The following is a 24142-nucleotide window of genomic DNA, read 5'->3' as shown; positions in this document are numbered from 1 at the left end:
GTCAGGCGTCCTTGCGCACGCCGCGCAGCACCGAGTTGCCCTCGAAGGTCTCGTCGGTCTTCAGGTCCGACAGGTCGAGGCGGCCCGACTGGGCGTAGAACTCGACCGGGTTGCGCCACAGGACCTTGTCGACGTCGTCGGCCGAGAACCCGGCGGCCAGCATCGCGTCGCCGGTCTTGCGGGTCTTCAGCGGGTCGCTGCGCCCCCAGTCGGCGGCCGAGTTGACCAGCATCCGGTCGGTGCCGAACTCCTGGAGGATGCGGACCATGCGGTCCTCGTCCATCTTGGTGTCGGGGTAGATCGAGAACGCGGCCCAGCTCCCCGACTCGACGACCATCTTCACGGTCATCTCGTTGAGGTGGTCGACCACGACCATGCCGGGGGCGATGCCCGACTCGCGCACCACGTCGAGGGTCCGCTTGGTGCCGGCGGCCTTGTCGCGGTGGGGGGTGTGGACCATGATCGGCAGCTCGTGCTCCTTCGCCAAGTCGAGCTGACGCGTGAAGGCCTCGTCCTCCTCCTTGGTCATGGAGTCGTAGCCGACCTCGCCGACCGCGACCACGCCGTCCTTGGCGAGGTAGCGGGGCAGCTCGTCGAGCACGTCCACGCAGCGCGGGTCGTTGGCCTCTTTCGGGTTCAGCGCGATCGTGCAGTGGTGGCGGATGCCGAACTGCGCGGCCCGGAAGGGCTCCCAGCCCACGAGGCTGTCGAAGTAGTCGAGGAACGACCGCACCCCGGTGCGCGGCTGGCCCAGCCAGAATGCGGGCTCGACGAGGGCGCGCACGCCGGCCGCGTACATGGCCTCGTAGTCGTCCGTCGTCCGCGACGTCATGTGGATGTGCGGGTCGAAGATGCGCACGGTTAGGACTCCTGGTCTACGAGGGTGAGCGCGTGGTGCACGTCGTCGGGCACCACGCGGCCGGCCGCTTCGCGCTCTGCGGCGAAGTCGGTCAGCATGCGGGCGAGCTCGGCGTCCGCGCGGTCGGCGAGATTCGCGACCGCGGCCAGGGGGACGCCGACGAACACGCACTTGAGCACGCCGTGCCGCCAGCCCTCGTCGTCGAGGCGGGCGGCGGCGTAGGGGCCCATGGCGGCGGCCACGAGCCGGGTGTCGTTGGTGCGCAGGGCGTCGCGCACCAGCGGCAGCCCGTCGTCACCGAGGCCGAGGACCGGCAGCGCGCGCAGCACCGCCCGCTTCTCGGCGTTGTCCCCTTCGGTGTACGCCCTGGCGACGGCCTCCGCGCGGGGCTGCGGCAGCGCGTCCAGCAGCAGGGCGCGGGCGGCGTCGTCGGCCGTCCAGCCGGGCAGGCTCGGAAGGGGGCCCCGGCCGACCTTGCGACCGGCGGCCGGGAACAGCACCGCCAGCTTGGCCGGGTCGGCGGCGACCTTGGCCCGGCCCTCGGAGAGCCAGGCCTCCGCCTCGGGGGTCAGGTCGAGCGCGGCCCGCAGGTCGTCGGGCGTCATCGGGTGGCCCAATCCTTGAGCGTGTCGAACTGCGTGAGCAGCCGGTGCTCGTCGGTGCCGACCGGGTCCTTGAAGAAGAACCCGAGGGAGGCCAGCGCCCCCGACTCGCCCTGCTCGTGCGCCCACGCGGTGAAGCGGGCCAGGTCGAGCACGAGCGGGGCGGCCAGCGCCGAGTCGCAGCCCTGCCAGGTGAACTGCATCGTCATCCGGACGCCGAGGAAACCCTCGAACAGGATGTGGTCCCAGGCGGTCTTCCAGTCGCCCAGGTCAGGAACGTAGTCAATGTGGACGTCGCCCCCGGCGGAGTACCCGAGCATCTTCGCCATGCCCCGCTGCTTGGAGGCCGTCTTGCTGGCCGCGGCCGCCGGGTCGGCCAGGGTCGCCCCGTCGCCGCCGCCCAGCAGGTTGGTGCCCGACCACGACAGGACGCGCAGCGCCCGCGTGGTGAACATCGGCGCGAGCGCCGACCGCATGAGCGTCTCACCGGTCTTGCCGTCGCTGCCCGCGTACGGGACGCCGCGCGACTTCGCCAGCTCGTCGAGGGCCGGCAGGCGGGCGCCGGTCGACGGGGTGAAGTCGACGAAGGCGCAGCCGGCCTCGAAGGCGGCGTAGGCGTACACGGAACTGGGCGGCAGCACGTAGGCGTCGGTCTCCATGGCCTTCGTGAGCGCCGTGAGGTCGTCGTGCTCGGGACGGTAGGCGCTGGGCGGCTCCGTCGACGACACGTTGATCACGACGACCCGGTCGAGCCCGTGCCGGTCGCGGAAGCCCGCGATGTCGGCGGCCAGCCGCTCCACGACCTGGAGCTGCGGAACCGCGTCCTCCACGTGGACGCCGTCGCGGATCTCCGCCTCGACCGCGGTCACCTCGGACAGCACCGCCGCGGCGATGTTGGCCGGGACCACCCCCGAGCTGGTCAGCTGCTCCACGCGCTTCGCCAGGGGCGTCGCCACGATGTCGTGGCCGCCGAACACGAGCTCCCCGAAAGCGGGTAGCGGAAGCTGTGCGAAGTCCGGCAGTTCCGACACGAGGCCTACGGGGGCGGTGAGCCCCAGACGCACCGCGGCGGCACCCGCCATGGCGGTGGTCGCCACCGATCCACGAACCCCAACGAACCAGACGCCTGTCCGACTCTGCTTCACCATCACCGAGCTTCCCTTTCGATATATCTCCGGAAGGGACGGCTTGAGAGGTCGGATGGCTGCCGGCCTATGGCACGCTGGGTCCCCAGTCGGAGGACGCGCACGCCGAACGCGTCTACGGTTCAAAAAACCCTGCTTGACTCATGACGTGCCACCGCCGCCAAGCCCGAGACGTCCATATTGTTACGGGGTGGTACATCTCGGGTCAATGCCGCCTAGAGGTTGGGGGGTGGCGCGGACCCGTTGTAAAACGGGTTCTGACTGAGCCGCTGTTCGGTCACCAGCAGCCGGACCTCCCCCGCGCGGACCTGCCAGGCGTTCCACACGGTCCACTTCTCCCCCGCCGCGGTGTCCACGAAGGACAGCCCTCCGTCGGGCGCGATCCTGATCTCCCGGTACGTCACCCGCAGGCCCCGCCGCTCCGCCTCGGCCCTGACCTCCCGCACGGGCGCGCCGTCCCGCAGCCTCACGCCGTGCAGCGGCCCGCCGGGCCCGAGCGCCTTGTCGTAGTCGGCGTACTCCTCCCCCGGCCGCGCGGGCCGCCCGAGGCGGACGCTCACCGACCCGGGGAACCCCGCGGGCACCCTGATGACCATCGCGCACCCCGGCCGGGAGGGTTCGCAGCCCTTCGGCTCGGGGTCGGCGCTCAGCACGACCCCGCCGTAGGCGAACTCCCCGCCGATCTCCCCGGGACGGTCGAACGTGCCGCCGATCATCAGCCCCATCGACCTCCCGGCCGACAGCGGCGAGGCCGGCAGCGCCTCGATCCGCACGTCGAGCCCGACGGCCCGGAACGCCTCGGTGAACCTTTCACGGTCGGCGAAGGGATCGAGGACCCGGGCGACGTACTGGTCGCCCTCACGGTGGATCTCGACGGCCGCGTTGGCGTAGGAGGTCACCACCTGCGGCGGCGTCACGGTCACGATCAGCCCGGCGGCCACGGCCACCAGCGCGGGCCGCAGGAACCGCCGCCCGCGCCGCCGCGCCGGTACGGGCTCGCTCATCACCCGGGCCAGCAGCGCACGGGCGCCCGGCGCGTCCGGGTCGCCCCCCTTGCGGGCGGGATCGATGGTCGTGAGAAGGTCGGTCATCGGGTCTCTCCCAAGTGAGGCGCGGGCGGCCGAAGGCCGTCTGTGGCTCGCGTTCCGGAATCTGCCTGAGAGACAGGCTCGAGGGCGAACGCGGTGGGCACGCCGTTGGCGGCCAGCGCCTTGGCGAACCGGCGGCGGGCACGGTGCAGGCGGACGCGGACGTTGTTGCGCGTGATGCCGAGCGTCACGGCGATCTCGTCGTGGCCGAGCCCTTCCCAGGCGACCAGGGCGAGCAGTTCGCGGTCGCCGTCGGGGAGCGCGCGGAAGGTCTGGCCGATCACGCTCATCTCGACGCCGGGCGTCCGGGCGTAGAGGTCGGCCATCTCGGCGTCGAGCCGCGCGTCGCGGTGGCGGTGGTCTCTCCTGCGGTGCTCGGAGAGCACCCGGCGGGCGACCGCGTACAGCCAGAGGACGGCGTCGCCGCCGCCGGGGATCCGGTCGCGTCTTCGCCAGGCCACGGCGTAGGTGTCGGCGACCACGTCGGCGGCGTCCTGCGCGGAGGCGCAGCGGCGCACCGCGTAGCGCGTCAGCCGTTCGTAGGTGCCGCGGTAGACGGCCTCGAAGTCATCGGGGGTCACATCCCCCTCTATGGCGCGGAGAGCCGGGACATTACCCGAGGAGGCGGGAGAATTCCTCGAAGGAGTAGCGGCCGTCGCCGTCGGCGTCGAGCCCGGTGGCGTACGCGCCCAGGGCCTCGGCGGGGAGGTGGGGGAAGTGGGCGACGATCTCCGCCTCGGTCACGAATCCGTCGTGGTCGGCGTCGATGGCGTCGAACGTAGCCTTCAGGTCCACCAGGTCTCCTTATCGTCGGGCCACACCATAATGCACGGTCCGGGCAACTTGGTTGAACCCTAACGAACGGTACAGACGAGCCGGAATCGGCCAGGCGTCGTCGCCCCGGGGACTGACCGTGGCGATCTCGGCCCCGAGCGCCCTGGCGGCGTGCAGCGCGGCCAGGCAGACGTCCCTGGCGAGCCCCTTCCCCCGGTGGTCGGGCACGGTGCCGACCGGCTCGATCAGCACCGCCCCGCGGGCGTCGTCGAGCCAGGCCAGGCAGTAGGCGGCCACCTCGCCCTCCACACGGGCGACGACATCGAGCTCCTTCCGGTACGGCCAGGTCCCCTGGACCGCGCGGTAGCTCTCCTCGGTGACCCTCGACGGGTAGAACGCCTCCCGGTGGGCCCGGACCCGGCCCGCGACGTCGGTGACGGGCCGACACTCGGCGCCGGGCTGGGCCAGGCCGTCGAGGTCGCGTACGAGATGCAGGAAGAAGGGCCCCTCCCGCCGCGCGAACCCGCGCGCCTCGACGGCGCGCATCAGGTGGGGCTCGGCACTGGAGACGACGACGCTTTCGGGCTCGGTGATCCCGGCGAACCAGTCGAGCACCTCACCGGCCCAGCGCTCGTCGACCGCCTGGAGGTTGAGATGACCGGGCAGCTCCGCCCACCCCCACGCGACCACCTCGCCTTCGGACCGCCACACCTTCGTCGGCCACTCGTGCTCCCGGCCGGTGTGCTGCCGCAGCCCCCAGGCGAGGTCGCCGATGTGCCAGCGGGCACCGGGGAACCAGGCGCGGGAGGTGAGTTCCTGCATCGCCTCGATCACCACCCGATCCTGTCAGCTCACCATGTCAGCTCACCATGGACCTCATGAACCCATATCTGGCCCTGGACGAGCGGACCGGCGACGCGCTGACCGCCTTCCTCCCCGCAGCGGACGGAGCCCTCCCGCCCGGCGACGCGCCGATGCCCGCCTCGCTGGTCGCGGTCTGGTGCGAAGGACATCTCCTGCTGGTGTACGACCGCTACCGCGGCCAGTGGGAACTGCCGGGAGGCGGGATCGACCCCGGCGAGACCCCGCTTGAGGCCGCCGTGCGGGAACTGCGCGAGGAGAGCGGCCTGCACCTGCCCGCGCTGACCCTGGCGGGCTACGCGCACTTCCGGCTCACCCGGCCGCCCCGCACCGAGTACGCGGCCGTCTTCACCGGCGAGACCGCCGTCCGCCACGACGCCTTCACGCCGAACGAGGAGATCACCGCCATCCACTGGTGGGACCCGGCCGGGCCCCCGCTCGACGGCGCCCAGATCATCGACACCACCTTGGCGGGCTACACCCGTTCGTGATCCTCGGCGTCGAGCCTCGCCGGCGTGATGGCCGAGCTGTCGCACTTCTCGGGCCATGGTGATCGACAACGCGAGCGGCCCGTACGGAAAAGCCCGCTCGGTCGCCTTCGCCGCGGCCGAACGGGCTTGTCGCAGGGCCATCCCGGGACCCGGGCGGTGAGGCCGGGGGTGCGGGTCCCGGGATGGCGGTCCTGCCGCTGCGGTGACTAGCGCGGCAGAGCCTGGAAGGCGCGGCCCGCCTGGGTGGGCGTGCCGTTGTCGCGGAACAGGCCGCTGTTGACGCCGCTGGCGCCCGCGCCGATGCCGAACCACGCGTAGCGCTCGACGAACGGGAGCGACTGGAGCATCTTGGCCGACTCGGTCACGAACGCGGCCTGCTGGGCCTCGGTCGGGAAGCGGGTGCCGTTGCTGAAGTCGATCAGGGCGAACTCGGTCAGCCAGATGGGCTTCTTGTAGCGGTCGTACACGGCCTGGAGGTAGCCCTTGAGCTGGCTGACGGCACGCTCGGTGACGAAGTCGCCGCCGTACCAGTGCAGCGGGATGAAGTCGACGCGGTAGCCCTTCTGCTTCACACCGGTCATGAAGCGGTCGAGCCAGCCGCCCGCGCGGTCGCCGCCCCACGCGACGGCGGGGGCGCCGAGGATCTTGCCGGCGTCCTGGAGCCTGGGCCACAGTTCGAGGGCCCGCTCGACCGTGATGTTCGACTGGTCGGCGAAGTCGGGCTCGTTGAAGCCGAGGAGGTAGGGGCCGGCGGCCTTGGCCTTGGCCAGGTTGGCGTCGGTGACGCTGTTGGCGCCCCAGATCATCGGGACGAACTGGCTGTTCGACGGGGTGGTGATGTTGGGGTGGTCGACGGCCCAGGTGTAGTACCAGTTGGCGTTGGCGTTGGCCACGGCGGCGTTGACGCCGGGGATCTGCCAGACGGCGACACCCTTCTTGCCGGTGCTCGCCGACGGCTGGGACGAGGGCGTCGGCTTCGGGGTCGTCGAAGGAGCAGGGGTCGGGGTGGAGGTGCCCGAGCCGTTGCCGAAGACCTGGAACTCCCAGAGGGAGACGCCGTACACGGTCTTGCGCTTGGTGGAGTACAGGCGCACGTAGCGGGCGCTCGCGGACGCGTTGACCGTCTGCACGCCGCCCTTGCCGGCCGTCGTGGTGTGGATGGTCTTCCACGAGGCGGCGTCGTTCGAGGTCTGGATCTGGAAGGCGGTCGAGTACGCGGCCTCCCAGTTGAGCACGATCCGGGTGATCGGCGTGACCTTGCCCAGGTCGAGGCGGATCCACTGCGGGTCGGCGAACTTGCTGGACCAGCGGGTGTTCGTCTTGCCGTCGAAGGCCGCGGCCGCCGACAGGTCGCCCCGCTCGACCGACGATGCCACCGCGGGCCGACCCTGCGAGACCAGCGTGTCGGCGGCCTCGGCGGGCCCGACACCGGTGATCAGGGACGCGCTCAGGGCGGCCACCAAGGCGCCCACGACGAGCGCGGTGCGCCGGCGGGGAACTGTCTGAGTCATGGTTGTCCTTCGTAGGGGATGTCTGAACCGGAGACCCCCACGTGACCTGCGGATAACACTTTTTCTTCACAACCCTTTTTCGGGACAATCGACGGCCATGGACGACAAGCGCATGGTGCGCATCTCCAAGTACCTGGCCAAGCACCTGCGGCACGAGCCGGAACGCATCGGGCTGGTCCTCGACGAGAACGGCTGGACCCCGGTGGACGACCTGATCAGGGCCGCCGCCGCCCACGGCTTCCCCTTCGACCGGGCCGAGCTCGACCACGTGGTCGAGGCCAACGACAAGAAGCGCTACGTCATCGACGACGGCCGCATCCGCGCCAGCCAGGGCCACTCGGTCGAGGTCGACCTCGACCTGCCGGTGGTCGAACCGCCGGAGCTGCTCTACCACGGGACCGTCGCCCCGGTCCTGGACGTGATCCGCGCCGGCGGGCTCCAGCGGATGGCCCGCCACCACGTCCACCTGTCGGCAGACGTCGAGACGGCCACGCGGGTCGGGTCGCGGCGCGGCCGGCCGGTGATCCTGACGGTCGAGGCCGGTTCGATGCACCGGGACGGGCACGAGTTCCGGGTCAGCGCCAACAGGGTCTGGCTGGTCCCCCACGTACCCCCGGGTTTCATCCGTTTTCCGTAGGGCTGGCCCTCCTGCGGCGGAAGGGGCCGAGATCGCATCGTTGAAGGCGTCCCCCCCTATCAAGGAGCCTCAGATGCGACCCTCGTCCCGCGCCCTCCTGACCCTCGCCGCCGTCGTGGCCGGGGTCCTGCCCACCACCACCACCGCCGCCTCGGCCGCGCCGTGCCCGGTCCAGCCGTACGGGCTGATCGGCGACTTCTGGCACTCGCTCGGCGGCCAGAACGGCCCACTCGGCTGCCCGACCGGCGAGGAGCGGAGCGTGCCCAACGCCAACGGGCGCAAGCAGTCGTTCCAGTGGGGCCAGGTCGCCTGGACGCCCGACCAGGGCCAGCGGATGATCGTGGCGGCCTACCGGCAGAACGGCAAGGCGGTGTTCCGGTGGGGGCCGTCCAACCCGTTCAACTACGACTACTGGCGGGTCTACTGGACCGTGAACCCTCCGGGCGACCTGGGCGGGCTGGCGCTGTCGTATCCGTCGTACCGGATCAAGACCGGTTCGCGGACGGCGGGCAAGGTCGTGCACCCGGTCCCGACCGGTCAGATCACCAGCGGCGGCTACGCGGCCCGGTTCACCTTCTGGGTGAAGGGCTGCGACAGCAGGACGTTGGGCGACACCTGCCGTCAGGGCTACACGATCCCGGTCTCGGTGAACGCCTGATATACCGGCTATAAGATCCCCCAGCGAAGTGCGTTGACAAACCCCTGCACGCCGCGTTTTGCTCGTAAGCAAAACGTTTTGCAGGAGGGTGATCGAATGGCCGACACACCCCGCCGGGTGCTGGTCACGGGGGCGGCGGGCAGGCTGGGAAGGGCCACGCTCGCGCTGCTGGCGGAGCTGGGGGTCGAGGCGACCGCGCTCGATCGGGTGGCCCCCAACGCGCCGCGGGTCGTGGTGGGCGACGCGGGCGACCCGGCGACGGTCCGGCGGGCGCTCGCCGGGGTCGACGCGGTGCTCCACTTCGCCGCGATCCCGGCGCCGACGCTGGGCACGCCGGAGGAGGTCTACTGCGGCAACACCCGCTCGACCTTCGTGGTGCTGGAGGAGGCCGGGCAGGCCGGGGTATCCCGGGTGGCGCTGGCCAGCAGCCTGTCGGTGACCGGCATGCCGTGGGCGGCCAAGCCGCTGCACCCCGCCTATCTGCCGATCGACGAGCGGCTCCCGCTCCAGAACGAGGACCCCTACGGGCTCTCGAAACAGGCCGACGAGGCGACCGGGGAGATGATGGCGCGCCGGTTCGGGACGGGCGTGGTGGCGCTGCGCTATCCGCTGCTCGGCGGGCCCGGCGACAAGTTCGACACGACCGCCGCCCGCTACGCCGGGGACCCCGGCTCGGGGGCCTCGGAACTGTGGACGTACCTGGACGACCGGGATGCCGCCCGCGCGGCGTGGCTGGCCCTGACCGCGCCGCTCACCGGCTACCACGCCGTCTTCGTGACGGCCCCGGCGACGCTCGCGCCGCAGCCGACGGAGGACCTGCTCGACCGCTTCCACCCGGGCGTCGAACGCCGCCGGAGGTTCGAGGGCCGCGAGGCCCCGGTCGACCTGACGGTGGCCGAGACGCTCCTCGGCTTCCGCGCCGAGCACCTGTTCCCCGTGGAGGGCAGATGAACGTGATCGAGGAGACCCAGGCACCCTGGCCGTCCCGCGACAACCTCCGGATCACCGGGGTCCGCTCGATCGTCACCGCCCCCGGCGGGCCGCCGCTCGTGGTGGTCCGGGTCGACACCTCGGATCCGGGCCTGTACGGCCTGGGCTGCGCCACCTTCACCCAGCGCTTCCACTCCGTGGCCGCGGCCGTCGACGAGCACGTCGGGCCCCTGCTGATCGGCCGTCATCCGGCCGACATCGAGGACATCGTCCGGATGGTCCACTACTCGTCCTACTGGCGGGGCGGCCCGGTGCTGAACAGCGCGCTCTCCGGCGTGGACCAGGCGCTCTGGGACATCATGGGCAAGCGCGCCGGCATGCCCGTCTACGAACTCCTGGGCGGCCGGGTCAGAGCGGCGGCCGACACCTACCTCCACGCCGAGGGCGCGACGGTCGAGGCGACCCTCGACCACGCCCGGCGGCTGCTGGAGGCGGGCTACCGCAACGTCCGGTTGCAGACCGGGGCGCCGGGCCTGGGCCACTACGGCGCCCCGGGCTCGCCGAACGGCTACCCGTCGTCGCCCTATCCCGACGGCTGGGACGTCCAGCGCTATCTCCGCGAGACGCCTCACCTGTTCGAGCGGGCCCGCCAGGAGCTGGGCGAGGAGCCGGGGCTGCTGCACGACGTCCACTCCCGGCTCACGGTCAAGCAGGCGGTCCAGCTGGCGCGGGCGCTGGAGCCGTACCGGCTGTTCTTCCTGGAGGACCCGATCGCGCCCGAGCACTACGACCGGCTGCCCGAGGTGCGGGCGGCGGCCCCGATGCCGATCGCGGCCGGGGAGCAGCTCGGGTCGGTGGCCGACGCGGCGCGGCTCGTCATGAACGGCGGCGTCGACCTCCTGCGCCTGCACGTCTCGGCGATCGGCGGCCTGACGCCCGCCCGGAAGCTGGTGGCCCTCTGCGAGCTGAACGGCGTCGGCACCGCCTGGCACTCCCCCGCCGACGTCTCCCCGGTCGGCGCGGCGGCCAACATCGCCCTGGACGTCACCACCCACGCCTTCCAGATCCAGGAGGGCCACGTCTACCCCGACCCGGTCGCCGAGGTCTTCCCCGGCACCGTCAACCCGGTCGGCGGCTACCTCTTCCCGCACGACACCCCCGGCTGGGGCGTCGACCTCGACGAACGCGCCGCCGCGAGGTTCCCCCCGGAGAAGCACCTCCACGAACGCTGGTCGGCCCGGGTCCGCCGCCCGGACGGCGGGATCGAGCCGCCGTAGGTGAAGTTACAGCCGATGCAAGGTGCGTGTGGATATACGATCCCTCCATGGATCGGCGGGAGCGGAAGAAGGCCGAGACGCGCCGGGCGATCACCGGGGCCGCGCTGCGGCTGTTCGCCGAACGCGGGTTCGCCGCCGTCACGGTCGCCGACGTCGCCGCCGAGGCCGACGTCGCGGTCAAGACGGTGTTCAACTACTTCCCGGCCAAGGAGCAGCTCTACTTCGACGCCGATCCGCCGCTGCTGCCGCGCGGGCCGCTCCCCGGGGAGCCGGTGCCGCGCGTGGTGGCCGAATGGGTGGCGGCGACCGGCGTGCTCGACCAGGCGCGGGCCCGCGTCTACCGCGACAACGCCGACCTGCGCGCCCACGCGCGGGAGGCGTTCGCGGCGCGGGAGGAGGAGCTCGGCACCGGCGTGACCGGGGCGCTGATCGCGGCGGCGGCCCGGCGGGTGTGGGAGTCGGCGATCCTGCGGGTGGCCGGCGGCGTGCCCGCGCCCACGGCCGCCGAGGAGGCCCGCGAGGAGCTCAGGGAGGCGCTGGCCTCGTTCGCCGCGCCGCCGGTCAGACGCGCGCCCGCCCCGAGGTCCGACTCCCGGCGGCCGAGCATCCTGCTGGTCGCGCAGGCGGCCGGGGTCAGCGCGACCACGGTGTCCCACACGCTGAACGGGCGGCGGCCGGTCGCGGCGGAGACGCGGCGGCGGGTGCTGGAGGCGATCGACCGGCTCGGCTACCGGCCCAACGTGCTGGCGCGCGGGCTGCGGACCAACCGGAGCCAGACGATCGGGCTGGTCATCCCCGACATCACCAACCCGTTCTATCCGGCGCTGGCCCGGGGGCTGCAGGACGTGCTGCGGCCGGCCGGTTACGACGAGATCATCAGCAACACCGACGGCGACCGGGACATGGAACGTGCCGCGATCGAGCAGATGATCGCCCGGCAGGTCGACGGGCTCGCGTTCGCCGTCTTCCACACCCACGCCGAGGACCTCCTGCCGGTCATCGAGGCGGGCCTGCCGGTGGTCCGGCTGGGCGGCGTGCAGGTGCAGGACGGCGTCGACCTGGTGCACAGCGACGACGAGGGCGGCGCGGCCGAGGCGACCCGCCACCTGCTGGAGACGGGCTACCGGCGGATCGGGTTCGTCTGCGGGCCGCGCGCCGAGGGGCCCGCCGCCGAGCGAGTCTCGGGCTACCGGCTGGCGCTCGCGTCGGCCGGTATCGAGGCCGATCCCCGGCTGGTGGTGCACACCAGCTTCAGCCGCGCGGGCGGCGCGGGCGGCACGTCCTGGCTGCTCGGCACCGCCGACCCGCCCGACGCGGTGCTCTGCGCCAACGACCTCATGGCGCTGGGGGCGATCGACGCCGCCCTGGCCCGTGGCCTGCGGATCCCGGCCGACCTGGCGGTGATGGGCTTCGACGACATCGAGGCCGCGAGCCTGGTCTCGCCCCGGCTGACCACGATGGCCAACCCGGCGCGGGAGATCGGCCGGGCCTGCGGCGAACGCCTGCTCGCCCGCCTGTCGGGCACGCTGACCGAGAGCTCGACGGAGACGATCATCCCGGCCCGGCTGGTCCGCCGCGAGTCGGCCTGACCCTTGACAGAGGATTTCTCCCGTGTAAATTCACGGTTCAGTCTTAACGATTTGCGTCCCACCCCCAGGGGGCCGACATGGCATCAATGAAAGCGCGAATCCTGTCCCTGGCCGCCGCCGCCACCGTGGCGGTCGCCGGCTGTTCGTCAGGCGGCGGTGGTCAGCCGGGCGAGCCGGCCGCGTCAGGGCAGTCGATAACGATGTGGACCTTCAAGCAGTCGCACGCGGCGGCGCTCCAGAAGGCCGCCGAGCAGTTCACCGCGCAGACCGGCATCGGCGTGAAGGTCGAGGCCGTCACGCCCGACGACGTCTTCAAGAGCAAGATCCAGAGCGCCGCCCAGACGGGCGACCTGCCCGACGTGCTGGAGGCCCACGCCGCCGGTGAGGACCTGGAGCTCGGCGCGTCCGGGCTGCTCGCCGACATCAGCGGCGACGTGAACGACGCCTGGAAGGGCCGGTTCCTGCCGTCCACCCAGAACGCGGGCGTCCTCGACCAGGGCAGAATCGACCGGGCGGCGGCCGACTCGCCGTTCAAGCAGGCCAAGGCCGGGTCGATGTACGCCGTCCCGTTCACGGCGGGCGCGTTCGGCATCGTCTACGCCAACAAGGAGAAGCTCCAGGCCGCCGGGCTCAGCCCCGACACTCCCCCGGCCAGCTGGGAGGAGTTCGTGGCGGCGCTGAAGACGTCCACGGAGAAGGACCCGCAGGCGGGCGGCCTGTCGCTCGGCCTGAAGGTCAGCCAGGTCGGGTTCAACTGGGTCTACCAGCCGCTCGCCCACGCCTACCTGGGCAAGGAGAAGTTCCAGGGGCTGTTCGGCAAGGACACCGCGGCCGGGTTCGGGTCTCCCGACGGGGTCAAGACCCTCGATCTGTACTCGCAGCTGACGCCCTACTGGATGCCCGGCGCGACCACCCTCGGGATCGACGAGGCCGACATCGCGTTCGCCCAGGGCAAGTCGGCCTACAACGTCGGCGGCACGTTCACGCTGGCCTTCCTGGCCCAGAACGGGATGTCGCCCGACAAGGTGCTCACCTTCCCGATCCCGCCCTCGGCGGCCGGGGCCCACAAGGACATCGTGATGGCCCCGCTGGCCCTGACCTCCCTCGGTGTCACCTCGACGTCCAAGAACCGGGCCGCCGCGCTCAAGTGGCTCGACTACGTCACCTCGCCGTCCGGGGCAGGCCTGGTCGCCAAGGAGTCGCTCGACCTGCCGGCCACCGACCTGGGCGCCGAGGCGGCCACGCTGATGGGCCCGGAGCTGGCCGCGCTGCAGAAGTACTTCACCGGCGACCCGGCCAGCACCTACGACGCGGGCGACACGACGTTCTTCCCGGGCGGCTACGACCAGGTCAAACCGGGTGACGCGTTCGTCCGGCTGTCACCTCTGAAGGAGCTCGACCCGGCGCAGGCGGGCAAGGAACTGGACGCCATCTTCGGAGCGATGTGGAAGTCGGCCGAGTAGCCATGGCGGCCCGGTGGAAGGAGTGGCTCACCGGCTGGGCGTTCGTGTTCCCGGCCGTGGCCCTCTTCGCGGTGATGGGCGTCTACACGATCGGCAGCGGCCTGGCGCTCAGCTTCGCCTCGTGGAACGGGTTCACCCCCGAGTGGATCTGGGTGGGCCTGGAGAACTACGCCGACCTGCTGTGGGCCGACCCGTCGCTGGCCCCGGGGGTGCGCCGGGCCGCCTGGAACACCCTCCAGGTGTGCGTGGCGGTGCCGCTGCTGACCGTGCTCATCTCGCTGCCGCTGGCGGTGACGCTCAACTCCGTGCGCCGCCTGCGGGGGCTGCTGCGCTCGGTGTACTTCCTCCCGTACGTCACCACCGGCATCGCCACCTACTACGCCTGGCGCTACCTGCTCGAACCCGAGGGGTCGATCAACCTGATGCTGCGCTCGGCGGGCCTCGGCTCGCTGGCGCAGCCGCAGGGCTGGCTGGCCAACCCGTCGACCGCGCTGTGGACGCTGATCCTCATCCTGGTCTGGTCGGCGGTGCCGACCGCGACGCTGCTCTACCTGACCGGGCTCCAGGCGATCGACCCGAGCATGGTCGAGGCGGCCCGCATCGACGGCGCGGCCCCGCGCCAGGTGCTGCGGCGGATCATCGTGCCGCTGCTGACGCCGATGACGGCCGGGATCGTGCTGCTGGGCGTCCGCGACTCGCTGCACGGCTTCCAGATCTTCCTGATCATGACGAACGGCGGGCCCGGCGGGCACACCAACGTGCTCGCCCTGGAGACCTACGAGCTGGCGTTCTTCAAGGGGCTGGCGCCCACGCTCGGCCTGTCGAGCGCGCTCGGCTGGCTGCTGTTCGTCGGGGCCGTGCTGCTGACCCTGGCCAACGCCCGGCTGCTGAGGAGGGTGCGGTGACCGCCGCCCGCATCGCGAGGACGGCCGCCTACGTGGCGCTGTCGATCTACGCCGCGCTGAGCCTCTACCCGTTCCTGTGGATGGTGTCGGGGGCGTTCAAGACCCGCGAGGAGATCCTCGACGGCGGCCACCTGATCCCGCGCGAGCCCACGTTCGACACGATCGTGACCACGTGGAACCAGCTCGCGTTCGTCGACTACTTCCGCAACAGCCTCGTCGTGACCGGGCTGACGGTGCTCGGCGTGCTGGTCGTCTACAGCCTGGCCTCCTACGCGTTCGCGGTGCTCAGGTTCCCCGGCGCGAAGACGCTCTACTGGCTGTTCGTGGCGCTGCTGTTCGTCCCGGGCATCACGGTGCTGCTGCCGGTCGTCATCCTGGAGAACCGGCTGGGCCTGCTCGGCACCCACATGGGCCTGGTGCTGCCGTTCGTCAACGGCACGGCCCCGCTGACGGTGCTGCTGCTGACGGCGGCGTTCCGGGGCATCCCCAGGGAACTGCGCGAGGCCGCGCGGGCCGACGGCGCGAGCGAGGCGCGGATCTTCCTGCGCGTCTACCTGCCGCTGACCAGGCCCGCCCACATCACGATCGCGGTCCTGACGGCGGTCCCGACGTGGAACGAGTACGTGCTGAGCCGGGTCTCCCTGAACGACGAGGCGCTCTACACGCTTCCGCTGGGGCTCGAATCCCTTATTTCCGGTACGGTCGTCCGCTACAACGAGGTGCTCGCGGCATCATTGATCATGGTGCTGCCGGTGATCGCGCTCTTCGCGTTCCTCCAGCGCTACTTCGTGAACGGACTGGTCGGCGCGGTGAAAGGGTGATCATGGCGGTTTCCGGGACGGACCTGGGGCATCTGCGGCGCTGCGTCGAGCTGGCGCACGAGGCGTACGAGAAGGGCGAGGAGCCGTTCGGCTCGGTGCTGGCCACGGCCGACGGCACGAAACTGGCCGAAGACCACAACCGGACCTCCGGCGGCGACGAGACCCGGCACCCGGAGTTCGAACTGGCCCGGTGGGCCGCCGCCAACATGACGCCGCAGGACCGGGCGGGCGCGACCGTCTACACCTCCGGCGAACACTGCCCGATGTGCTCGGCCGCCCACGGATGGGTGGGCCTCGGCCGCATCGTGTACGTCGTCTCGGCCGCTCAGCTGACCGGGTGGCGCGACGGGTGGGGCGCGCCGTCGGCGCCGGTGCGCCCCCTCCCGATCGAGGAGGTCGCCCCCCTGGTGACCGTCGAAGGCCCGATCCCCGAGTTCGAGGACGCCATGAAGGCTCTCCACCGCCGGCAGTTCGACCGAGTGGCCGGCGTCACCGGCTCTTGACCGCGCTGACCACGACGAACTTCGGGTCGCCGGCGACCACGGCGGAGTTGCCGAACAGGCGCTTCAGCTTGGCGTGGTAGCCGAGGTGCCGGTTGCCGACGATCCGCAGCTCGCCCCCGGGCCGCAGCGCCCGCCTGGCCTGGGTGAACATCCGCCACGCGGTGGCGTCGGTGACGGCCTGGTGCTCGTGGAAGGGCGGGTTGCACAGCACGAGGTCGGCCGACCCCGGCTCGGCCTCCGCCAGCCCGTCGCCCACCAGAAACTCCGCCGGGCCCCGGACGTTGGCGCGGGCCGAGGCGACCGCGGCGTGGGACTCGTCGACGAACAGGACCTCGGCGTCGGGGTTGTCGCGCAGCACGAACGCCCCGACGATCCCGTTGCCGCACCCGAGGTCCACGACCCGCTGCCCCTTGCGCGTCTCCGGCAGGTGCTTGAGGAAGAACCGGGTGCCGATGTCGAGCCGGTCGGCGCAGAACACGCCGGCGTGGTTGACCAGCTCCATCCCTTCGTGGCTGTACGAGACCGGGAACCGGCTCGTGGCCTGCGAGGGGCGCGGCTCGGTGAAGATCAGCCGGGCCTTCCGCACCGCGAGGGAGGTCCGGGTCGGGCCGAGGATCTTCTCGAAGAGGGCCAGCGTGGAGGTGTGGATCTCCTTCACCATGCCCGTGCCGACGATTCTCGTGCCGGAGTGGACCGACGGCGCGAGCCTGACGAGCTGGTCTTCCAGCAGGGCCAGGCTTTTGGGGATCCGGACGAGCAGCGTGTCGACCCGCGGCGGCGGCGCGTCGAGCACCGACAGCAGGCGCGGCTCTCCCAGGCCCAGGCGGGCCGCGTTGGCCCGGGTGGCCTGCTGGGTCAGGTAGGAGTCGGTGATCTGCACCGGGTCGAAGGCGGCCAGGGCGGTGGTGAGCGCACCCCAGCGGTCGCCGAACACGACGACCGTGCCCTGCGGTTCGCCGAGCTCGTCGAGGAGGTATTCGTCGGCGGCGTCCCAGGCGCGGAACCGGTCGCGCGGGTCGTCGGGGTAGCGGCGCAGGCCGAGGTCAGAGAGCGGCGACATAGACCCAGCGGCCGTTCTCGCGCGTGAACGCGCTGTGCTCCTCCAGGACGCCGGCCTGCCCGCGCTCGGCGTAGCGGGCCCGGAACCGGACCGTGCCCTCGGTGTGGACGGCCGACCCGCCGGTGGCGCCGAGGATCTCCAGCCCCGTCCACCGGGTCTTCCGGTCGAGGTCGAGCCGCTGGGGCCTGGTCGAGGAGTGCCAGGTGGTGAGCAGGTAGGCGGTGTCGCCCTTGGCGTAGGCGCTGTAGCGCGAGCGCATCAGCGCCTCGGCGGTCGGCGCCGCCGCCTCCCCCGCGTGGAACCGCCCGCAGCACTCCCCATAACCCTTGCCGGACCCGCAAGGACACCCCGTCTCGACCACCCGGCCATTCTTCCCTAGTCGAGGACCTCGACCGTCCCGGCGGTCCCGTCGACCCGCACGCGGGCGCCGTCGCGGATGCGCGAGGTGGCGTCGCCGGTGCCGACGACGGCGGGGATGCCCAGTTCGCGGGCCACGATCGCGGCGTGCGACAGCGGTGCGCCGACGTCGGTGACCACCGCGGCGGCGCGCGGGAACAGCGGGGTCCAGCCCACGTTCGTCACCGACGTGACCAGGATCTCCCCGGCGGCCAGGTGCTCCGACTCGCCGACCGACGGGATGACGCGGGCGATGCCCTCGACCACCCCGGCCGCGCCGGGGAATCCGCTGATGGAGCCGTCGCGTTCGGGCGTCCCGGCCTTCGGGCCGGCGTAGTCGGTGCGGCGGTCCGGGTCGGCGGCCCAGCGTTCCGGGTCGAAGCGGCCCCGGATCACGCCGGGGTAGGACGGCAGCGACCGGTAGTGGTCGTAGGCGGCGCGGCGGGCGCCGATCAGGCCGAGCACGTCCCGGTCGCCCTTGAGGAGCGAGAGGATCTCGCCGATCCGCAGGAAGAAGACGTCGTTGCCGATCCCGGCCACCGAACCGGCCCGGCGGACCCAGTCGCGCAGCACCCAGAACGCCCGCACCGCCTCCGACCTGGCCTCCTCCCGCGCCTGGACGATCTCGCCCCACCGCCGGATCCGGGCCCAGTAGCGGTAGGCGTTGGCGGGGTCGCGCTCCCGGAAGCGCCGCCAGGCCTCGCGGGACACCGCCTCCTGCCGCCGCAGCAGCTCGATCGGGTCCTCGGTCAGGCCGAGGAGCTCCTGGTCGAGCCATTCGGGGTCCTCTCCCGGCCGGGGGGCCGAGAGTTCGAACTCGTCGGCGCAGCGGTGGCCCCAGCGGTGGGCGTACTCGTCGCGGGACATCCGCCCGCACTTGACCCGGCCGAGGTTGAGCAGCGGCCCCATGCTCTCCAGGTAAGCGCCGAAGCCGCTGGTCAGCGCGTTGGCGTCGGCCGTGCCGACGAGGCGTTCCAGGCGGTTGCGCAGGAAGATCAGGCTGCCGGCGTCCTGGCGTCCGGCGGCGGCCAGGAGGCGGTTGCAGTCGCGGAAGTAGGGTTCGACCGCCTCGCGCCACAGGTGCGGCAGGTCGTTGCTGACGGCGATCAGGGTCCGCAGGTCGTCGGCGCGGCGCCGGGCGCGGGGCAGTGCGCGGTTCAGCCTGCGGGCGTAGGTGAACAGGCCCAGCCTGCCGCGCAGGAGGGGCAGGACTCCCCGTACGAGCTGGGCCCTGGACAGCGGCAGGCGCGGGACGTCGGCGCCCTCGGGGAGGCGGCCGAAGATCGGCTCCAGGCTGTCGCGGATCACCCGGGTGAGGCCGAGCGACTCGCCGATGGCGAGCAGGACCGACAGGTTCACGTAGAACCGGCCGCCGATGTTGCCGCACATCGGGTGCCCGGCGAACGAACCGGTGATCATGGCGTCGGCCATGAACCGCTGGACCACCGACCAGGTCACCGGCGTCATCACGCTGGGGATGGCCTCGCCGAGGTTGCCGTTGCACCACAGGTAGTCACCGCGCAGGGAGTCGTTCCAGACCTCCCGCCGCCCGGTGATCGGCCGGGCCTGGAGGATGTACGGCTTGGACTCGGCGATCCCCCATTCGACGTCCATCGGCATGCCGTACAGGTTCTCGATGCGTCTGCCGAGACCGGCCAGGGCCATCACCTGCTCGCGGGTCAGCGTGGGGACCAGCCGCATGTCGGCGGGCACCGGCACGAGCCCGGACGTGCCCGCCATCACCGTCTTCTCGGAGATCGTCTCCTCGATGTGGCCCTCGCGGTCGAGGGTGTAGACGTCGGGCGTGACCGTGCCGCCCACGACGGTCTCCCCCAGCCCCCACGCCGCGTTGATCAGCAGTTTCCCGTCGAGCTCGGTGAACATGACCCCGGAGACGGACGCGTCGACCAGTTCCTGGACGACCACCGCCATCCCCGGCCGGTCGATCCCCACCCGCTGCCGGTAGGCCCGCGCCCGGTCGTTGTCGAGGGAGTTCCAGCACCGCTCCACCGCGTCGAGCACGGCGGCGGCGCCGCGCACCCCCAGATAGGTGTCGTGCTGCCCGGCGAACGACACGTCGGGCCGGTCCTCGGCCGTGGCCGACGAGCGCACCGCCACCGGCACGTCGTCGCCCATCGCCCGGTAGGCCGCCGCGATGGCGGCGGTCACCTCGCGGTTCATCCCGGCGTGACAGGCGGCGACGGTGACGTGGAACCCTCCGGGCACCGGCAGCCCGGCCGAGGCGAGCCGTGCGAGGGAGGCGCCTTTGCCGCCCGCGGTCGCGACGTCGGCGGATTCGCTGGTCAGCGGCAGGGTGTAGGGCGGGATATAGGGCCTCATTCCGGGATGATGCCGGAAACTCGGTCATACCAAACCCGACACGCCACGCCCGTGTGCCGTTCACCGTGTGTAAACATTGCGCGGCTTACAGTCCCAGTCAAGGAGGTAAGAAAACATGGAAAGACGCAATTTCCTTCGCGCTTCCGTCCTGGGTGCGAGCATGGTGGCCTTCTCCGGCACTCTCTGGCAGGGCGCCGCCCTGGCGGCCCCGGCCCAACCGGCCGCCAGTCCCTACGGCCCGCTCCTGGCGGCCGACGCCAACGGCATCCTGCTGCCGTCGGGCTTCACCAGCCGGGTGATCGCCCGATCCCGGCAGGTGGTCTCCGGCACCTCGTACACCTGGCACGACGCCCCTGACGGCGGGGCCTGCTTCGCCGACGGATCCGGCTGGATCTACGTCTCCAACTCCGAGATCAACCCGGGCGGCGGCGCCTCGGCGATCCGCTTCGGCTCCTCCGGCGACGTCGTGTCGGCCGGCCGGATCCTGGCCGACACCCGGCAGAACTGCGCGGGCGGCAAGACCCCGTGGAACACCTGGCTGTCCTGCGAGGAGGTCAGCCGCGGCTTCGTGTACGAGACCTACCCCTTCGGCGGCGCGGCGGTCCAGCGCCCCGCGATGGGCCGGTTCAAACACGAGGCCGCGGCGGCCGACCCGGTCAGGAAGGTCGTCTACCTGACCGAAGACGAGACCGACGGCCGCTTCTACCGGTTCGTCCCGGCGACCTGGGGCGACCTGTCGGCGGGCAGGCTCCAGGTCATGGTCGCCGGTTCGGCCACGAGCGGCTCGTTCACCTGGGCGAACGTCCCCGACCCCGACGGCTCGCCGACAGTGACCCGCAGCCAGGTCTCGGGCTCGAAGTCGTTCAACGGCGGCGAGGGCTGCTACTACGCCAACGACACCGTCTGGTTCACCACCAAGGGCGACAACCGCGTCTGGCAGGTCAACCTGGCCGGCAACACCTACGAGCTGGCCTACGACGACAGCCTCGTGTCGCCGGGCACTCCCCCGCTGACCGGCGTCGACAACGTCACCGGCGCCACCTCGGGCGACCTCTACGTCGCCGAGGACGGCGGCAACATGGAGATCTGCATGATCACCCCCGACGACAAGATCTCCCCGTTCCTCCGCATCACCGGCCAGGGCTCCTCGGAGATCACCGGTCCGGCCTTCAGCCCGGCGGGCGACCGCCTCTACTTCTCGTCGCAGCGCGGGACGTCGGGCTCGTCGTCGGGCGGCATCACCTACTGCGTCACCGGCCCGTTCCGCCGCTGAACCGAACGGGTGGCCGGCCTTCCACCGGCCACCCCTCTTCCGTTACGGCTCACGCCCACCCCGGCGCCTCCCGCCGCCCGGCGTGCGGCGGTCATCCGGCGCTCCTCACCCGCTCGGCCCGCCCGCCGTCACGCCGCGTCAGTCGCCGACGGGCAGTTCGAAGGCGGCCAGCCAGGTGGTGAGGATCGCCTCCAGGCGTTCCGCGTCCTCCGGTGAGAGGGCGTCGAGCAGGCGGCGCTCGTTGGCCATGTGCTCGGTGAAGGCCGCGTCGATCAGCTCCAGGCCCGCCGTGGTGAGGGCCACCACGCGGCCCCGGCCGTCGGAGTCGCTGGGCCGCCGGGTGACGAGCCCCGACTGTTCCAGCCGGTCGATCCGCTTGGTCATCGCCCCCGTGGTCACCATCGTGTGGGCGGCCAGCTCGCCGGGGGCCCGTTCGAAGGGCGCGCCCGCCCGGCGCAGGGCGGCCAGCACGTCGAACTCGCCCTCGGTCAGCCCGAACCGCCGGAAGACGAGGCAGAGCCGCTCGGTCAGGTGACCGCCGACCCGGTGCAACCGCCCGATGACCCCGGCCGGGCCGACGTCGAGGTCGGGCCGCTCGCGGGCCCATTCCTGCTGGATGCGCGCGACGTGATCCATCACGCCGGTCAGGATATAGCTTCCCGGGAAGCTATATTGCTTCCATGGAAGCCACCTGGCGGTGGGCCCCGGTGACGGCCATCGCCCCCATCGCGTGGGGGACGACCTACTACGTCACCCACACCTACCTCCCCGCCGACCATCCCCTCTACGGCGCGGTGTTCCGCGCCCTCCCCGCCGGTCTGCTGCTCCTGCTGGTGACGCGGAGCCTGCCGCGCGGGTCGTGGTGGTGGCGTTCGCTCGTCCTCGGCTCGCTCAACATGAGCGTCTTCTTCGCCCTCGTCTACCTGGCGGCGCAGCTGCTCCCGTCGAGCGTCGCCTCGACCATCATGGCGACCTCGCCGATGGTGATGATGCTGCTGGCCTGGGGCCTGGTCGCCGAACGCCCGGCGGTCACCCACCTGCTCGGCGCGGCCGTCGGCGTGGCCGGAGTGGCCCTCACGGTCCTGACCGGGGCCGGGGCGGTGAACGGCTGGGGCGTCCTGGCCTCGGTGTCGGCGATGGTCCTGTCGTCGGTCGGCTTCATCCTGGCCAAGCGCTGGAGCGCGGGGGTGGACGTGCTGTCGTCCACGGCCTGGCAGCTCACCGCCGGAGGCCTGGTCCTGGTCCCGGTCGCGATCGTCGCCGAGGGCGCCCCGCCCGTGGTGGACGCCCCCGCGATCGCCGCCTACGCCTACGTGTCGGTGATCGCCACCGCGGTCGCCTTCACCGCCTGGTTCACCGGCCTGCGCCATCTCCCGGCCGGCACGGTCGGCCTCATCGGCCTGCTCAACCCCGTGACGGGGGTGCTCGTCGGCACCGTGGTCGCGGCCGAGACCCTCACCCCGGTCCAGCTGGGCGGCCTGGCGCTGACGTTCGCGGGCATCCTGCTGGGCCGCCCGGTCAGCTCCAGGCGCGGAGCAGGTCCTCCGGGCCGTAGGCCGCGACACCCGGAGGGGTCACCCCCGCCCGGGACACGGCGACCAGCGGGATCGGCCCGTCGGTGAGCGCCGCCCGCTGCTGGATGAGCCTCTGCAGATCGTGGTCGTCGAACGGGCTCTCCAGCCATTTGATCGACCCGGCGAACCGCAGTTCCCGGGCGCTGGGCGTGCGGTCGGCCCCCACGATGTCGATCTCGACGGTGTTCCCCCGGGTCCAGTAGGCGCCGATCTCGGCGGCGGGCAGCCGGTCGTCCGGGAGGAGCCGGGCCAGCGCGTCGCGGACCAGCGGCTCCACCGCCCTCCCTCGCCACGAGCTCCACGACGCCGTGACCCGGCGCAGGGTGAGATCACCGCGCCGCCGCTCGATCTCCGGCATGTGGGGACGCACGAAGGTCAGCCAGAACCGGAGGTAGGGATCGGTGATGCGGTAGCGCCGCTCCTTCGACGGCCGCAGCGACAGCGGCAGTTCCCCGGCGACGATGCCCTTGGCCTCCAGCACTGCGCTCGCCCGGCTCAGCGTGGTGTGCGAGATCCCCCCGGCCGCGCGGGCGATGTTGGTGAAGGTGCGCTCCCCGCTGCCTATCGCGCGCAGCACCTCGGCCGCCATGGAGTCGGCCGGGAACTCCGCCGCGAGCGACCGTTCGGCCGACACGAGGAGCGCGGAGAGCGGGTCGGTCAGGGAGTCGTCCAGGAACTCCCGCAGGGTCGCTCCCCGCCGCCACTGCGCGCAGATCAGCGGCAGCCCGCCGGTGACCAGGGTGGCGTCGAACGCGGTCGCGGCGTCGAGCCCGAGCATGGCCTGGATCTCGGCGGGGGTCAGGGGCCCGACGACCATCTCGGTCCCCCGCTGGTGGAAGGGCCGCTCGTAGCTGTTCAGCGCCTTCATCATCGACAGATCCGACCCGATGAGCAGCAGCAGCACCGGCTTGCGCGACAGGAACCGGTCCCACGCCCGCTGGAGGATCCCCTCGAAGGCGTGCACGGTCTCCATGAGATAGGGGACCTCGTCGATCACCACGACCGAGGGCCGGTCGGCCGGAAGCGCGTCCGCGAGCGTCTGGAGCGCGGCGGCCCACGACCGGGGGTCCGCTTCGGCGTATTCGGCCCGGCCGGGCAGGTCCGACGCCGCGACGTCCTCGCCCAGTTGCGCCAGCTCGACGTCGGCCCTCTCCCCCCGGGCCGTGAAGTAGAGCGACGGCGCCCCGGCACGGTGGATGAACTCCTCGGCCAGCGCCGACTTGCCGAGCCGCCGCCGGCCCCGGATCAGCACGCACTGTCCCGGCCGGTCGCCCTGGACGCGGCCGAGCTGCCTGGTGAGGGCGGCGAGCTCATGAGCCCGCCCGACGAAACCGGTCATGCCGACAAGAGTATCGTGCCTGATAGTATCGCCGCCGATACTATCG

25 protein-coding genes are annotated in these 24142 nt (G+C 72.0%); 12 read left to right on the top strand and 13 right to left on the bottom strand.

Annotated features, from left to right (window positions below; translation table 11 throughout):
* Position 1 precedes the first annotated feature (1 nt).
* The 7 genes from AW270_RS00940 to AW270_RS00910 form a co-directional block, all read right to left on the bottom strand.
* Complete coding sequence (locus AW270_RS00940; RefSeq protein WP_061289230.1) at positions 2–859, bottom strand: TatD family hydrolase; 858 nt, start codon at positions 857–859, stop codon at positions 2–4.
* Positions 860–861: 2 nt separating this feature from the next.
* Positions 862–1464, bottom strand: coding sequence for an EboA domain-containing protein (locus tag AW270_RS00935; RefSeq protein ID WP_061289228.1), 603 nt, complete (start codon positions 1462–1464; stop codon positions 862–864).
* Positions 1461–2609: an inositol-3-phosphate synthase gene (locus AW270_RS00930; protein WP_061289225.1), complete on the bottom strand. Its 1149-nt coding sequence runs from the start codon at positions 2607–2609 to the stop codon at positions 1461–1463. The genes AW270_RS00935 and AW270_RS00930 overlap by 4 nt, the downstream gene beginning before the upstream one ends.
* Before the next feature lie 212 nt (positions 2610–2821).
* On the bottom strand, positions 2822–3697 hold the full coding sequence (locus AW270_RS00925; protein ID WP_061289221.1) for a hypothetical protein: 876 nt from the start codon (positions 3695–3697) through the stop codon (positions 2822–2824).
* On the bottom strand, positions 3694–4275 hold the full coding sequence (locus AW270_RS00920; protein WP_061289218.1) for an RNA polymerase sigma factor: 582 nt from the start codon (positions 4273–4275) through the stop codon (positions 3694–3696). Before AW270_RS00920 ends, AW270_RS00925 begins: the two co-directional genes overlap by 4 nt.
* A 31-nt stretch (positions 4276–4306) precedes the next feature.
* Complete coding sequence (locus AW270_RS00915) at positions 4307–4489, bottom strand: EF-hand domain-containing protein (protein WP_245674515.1); 183 nt, start codon at positions 4487–4489, stop codon at positions 4307–4309.
* A 9-nt stretch (positions 4490–4498) separates the two neighbouring features.
* On the bottom strand, positions 4499–5302 hold the full coding sequence (locus tag AW270_RS00910) for a GNAT family N-acetyltransferase (RefSeq protein WP_157521597.1): 804 nt from the start codon (positions 5300–5302) through the stop codon (positions 4499–4501).
* A 44-nt stretch (positions 5303–5346) separates the two neighbouring features.
* Between AW270_RS00910 and AW270_RS00905 the strand changes: the two genes are divergently transcribed.
* Positions 5347–5820 carry an NUDIX hydrolase gene (locus AW270_RS00905; protein WP_063819065.1) on the top strand — a complete coding sequence of 158 codons (474 nt, stop codon included), beginning with the start codon at positions 5347–5349 and terminating at the stop codon, positions 5818–5820.
* A gap of 206 nt (positions 5821–6026) precedes the next feature.
* Here AW270_RS00905 and AW270_RS37355 read toward each other — a convergent pair whose 3' ends face one another.
* On the bottom strand, positions 6027–7331 hold the full coding sequence (locus tag AW270_RS37355; protein WP_082801202.1) for a glycosyl hydrolase: 1305 nt from the start codon (positions 7329–7331) through the stop codon (positions 6027–6029).
* A gap of 97 nt (positions 7332–7428) precedes the next feature.
* On the opposite strand from AW270_RS37355, the gene AW270_RS00895 reads away from it, so the two are divergent.
* The 9 genes from AW270_RS00895 (at position 7429) to AW270_RS00855 (ending at position 16114) form a co-directional block, all read left to right on the top strand.
* Positions 7429–7968 carry an RNA 2'-phosphotransferase gene (locus AW270_RS00895; protein ID WP_061289205.1) on the top strand — a complete coding sequence of 180 codons (540 nt, stop codon included), beginning with the start codon at positions 7429–7431 and terminating at the stop codon, positions 7966–7968.
* A gap of 73 nt (positions 7969–8041) precedes the next feature.
* Positions 8042–8626, top strand: coding sequence for an LGFP repeat-containing protein (locus AW270_RS00890; RefSeq protein WP_061289202.1), 585 nt, complete (start codon positions 8042–8044; stop codon positions 8624–8626).
* Between the two features lie 96 nt (positions 8627–8722).
* Positions 8723–9577 (top strand): NAD-dependent epimerase/dehydratase family protein, encoded by an 855-nt coding sequence (locus AW270_RS00885; protein ID WP_061289199.1) that lies wholly within the window; start codon positions 8723–8725, stop codon positions 9575–9577.
* Positions 9574–10833: an enolase C-terminal domain-like protein gene (locus AW270_RS00880; RefSeq protein ID WP_061289196.1), complete on the top strand. Its 1260-nt coding sequence runs from the start codon at positions 9574–9576 to the stop codon at positions 10831–10833. Before AW270_RS00885 ends, AW270_RS00880 begins: the two co-directional genes overlap by 4 nt.
* 47 nt (positions 10834–10880) lie before the next feature.
* A complete protein-coding gene (locus AW270_RS37350) occupies positions 10881–12422 on the top strand; it encodes a substrate-binding domain-containing protein (protein WP_061289193.1) in 1542 nt (513 codons plus the stop codon).
* A gap of 86 nt (positions 12423–12508) precedes the next feature.
* The gene (locus AW270_RS00870; protein ID WP_169807234.1) at positions 12509–13885 is read left to right on the top strand and encodes an ABC transporter substrate-binding protein; all 1377 of its coding nucleotides are present in this window, start codon (positions 12509–12511) and stop codon (positions 13883–13885) included.
* Positions 13886–13887: 2 nt separating this feature from the next.
* A complete protein-coding gene (locus tag AW270_RS00865; protein ID WP_061289187.1) occupies positions 13888–14790 on the top strand; it encodes a carbohydrate ABC transporter permease in 903 nt (300 codons plus the stop codon).
* The gene (locus AW270_RS00860; protein WP_218009044.1) at positions 14787–15611 is read left to right on the top strand and encodes a carbohydrate ABC transporter permease; all 825 of its coding nucleotides are present in this window, start codon (positions 14787–14789) and stop codon (positions 15609–15611) included. The genes AW270_RS00865 and AW270_RS00860 overlap by 4 nt, the downstream gene beginning before the upstream one ends.
* A gap of 2 nt (positions 15612–15613) precedes the next feature.
* The gene (locus tag AW270_RS00855) at positions 15614–16114 is read left to right on the top strand and encodes a nucleoside deaminase (RefSeq protein WP_061290108.1); all 501 of its coding nucleotides are present in this window, start codon (positions 15614–15616) and stop codon (positions 16112–16114) included.
* On the opposite strand, the gene AW270_RS00850 is transcribed toward AW270_RS00855, so the two are convergent.
* From AW270_RS00850 to AW270_RS00840, 3 genes are read right to left on the bottom strand one after another with little or no spacing between them, the layout of a single operon-like run.
* Complete coding sequence (locus tag AW270_RS00850) at positions 16101–17174, bottom strand: methyltransferase (protein WP_061289184.1); 1074 nt, start codon at positions 17172–17174, stop codon at positions 16101–16103. The two genes, AW270_RS00855 and AW270_RS00850, sit on opposite strands and share 14 nt — an antisense overlap.
* Positions 17158–17535: a YchJ family protein gene (locus AW270_RS00845; protein ID WP_082801200.1), complete on the bottom strand. Its 378-nt coding sequence runs from the start codon at positions 17533–17535 to the stop codon at positions 17158–17160. Before AW270_RS00845 ends, AW270_RS00850 begins: the two co-directional genes overlap by 17 nt.
* A gap of 14 nt (positions 17536–17549) precedes the next feature.
* Complete coding sequence (locus tag AW270_RS00840) at positions 17550–19910, bottom strand: PEP/pyruvate-binding domain-containing protein (protein ID WP_061289177.1); 2361 nt, start codon at positions 19908–19910, stop codon at positions 17550–17552.
* Between the two features lie 115 nt (positions 19911–20025).
* On the opposite strand from AW270_RS00840, the gene AW270_RS00835 reads away from it, so the two are divergent.
* Complete coding sequence (locus AW270_RS00835) at positions 20026–21183, top strand: alkaline phosphatase PhoX (RefSeq protein WP_061289174.1); 1158 nt, start codon at positions 20026–20028, stop codon at positions 21181–21183.
* 138 nt (positions 21184–21321) lie between these two features.
* Here the strand turns inward: AW270_RS00835 and AW270_RS00830 are convergent, their stop codons facing one another.
* On the bottom strand, positions 21322–21819 hold the full coding sequence (locus AW270_RS00830; protein WP_061289171.1) for a MarR family winged helix-turn-helix transcriptional regulator: 498 nt from the start codon (positions 21817–21819) through the stop codon (positions 21322–21324).
* 44 nt (positions 21820–21863) lie between these two features.
* On the opposite strand from AW270_RS00830, the gene AW270_RS00825 reads away from it, so the two are divergent.
* On the top strand, positions 21864–22805 hold the full coding sequence (locus AW270_RS00825) for a DMT family transporter (protein ID WP_061289166.1): 942 nt from the start codon (positions 21864–21866) through the stop codon (positions 22803–22805).
* On the opposite strand, the gene AW270_RS00820 is transcribed toward AW270_RS00825, so the two are convergent.
* Positions 22702–24096: an ATP-binding protein gene (locus AW270_RS00820; RefSeq protein WP_061289161.1), complete on the bottom strand. Its 1395-nt coding sequence runs from the start codon at positions 24094–24096 to the stop codon at positions 22702–22704. The genes AW270_RS00825 and AW270_RS00820 overlap by 104 nt on opposite strands.
* Positions 24097–24142 lie beyond the last annotated feature (46 nt).

Source organism: Herbidospora cretacea (assembly GCF_001570605.1).
GTDB classification, from domain to species: domain Bacteria; phylum Actinomycetota; class Actinomycetes; order Streptosporangiales; family Streptosporangiaceae; genus Herbidospora; species Herbidospora cretacea.
This window is presented reverse-complemented; position numbering and strand designations above follow the sequence as displayed.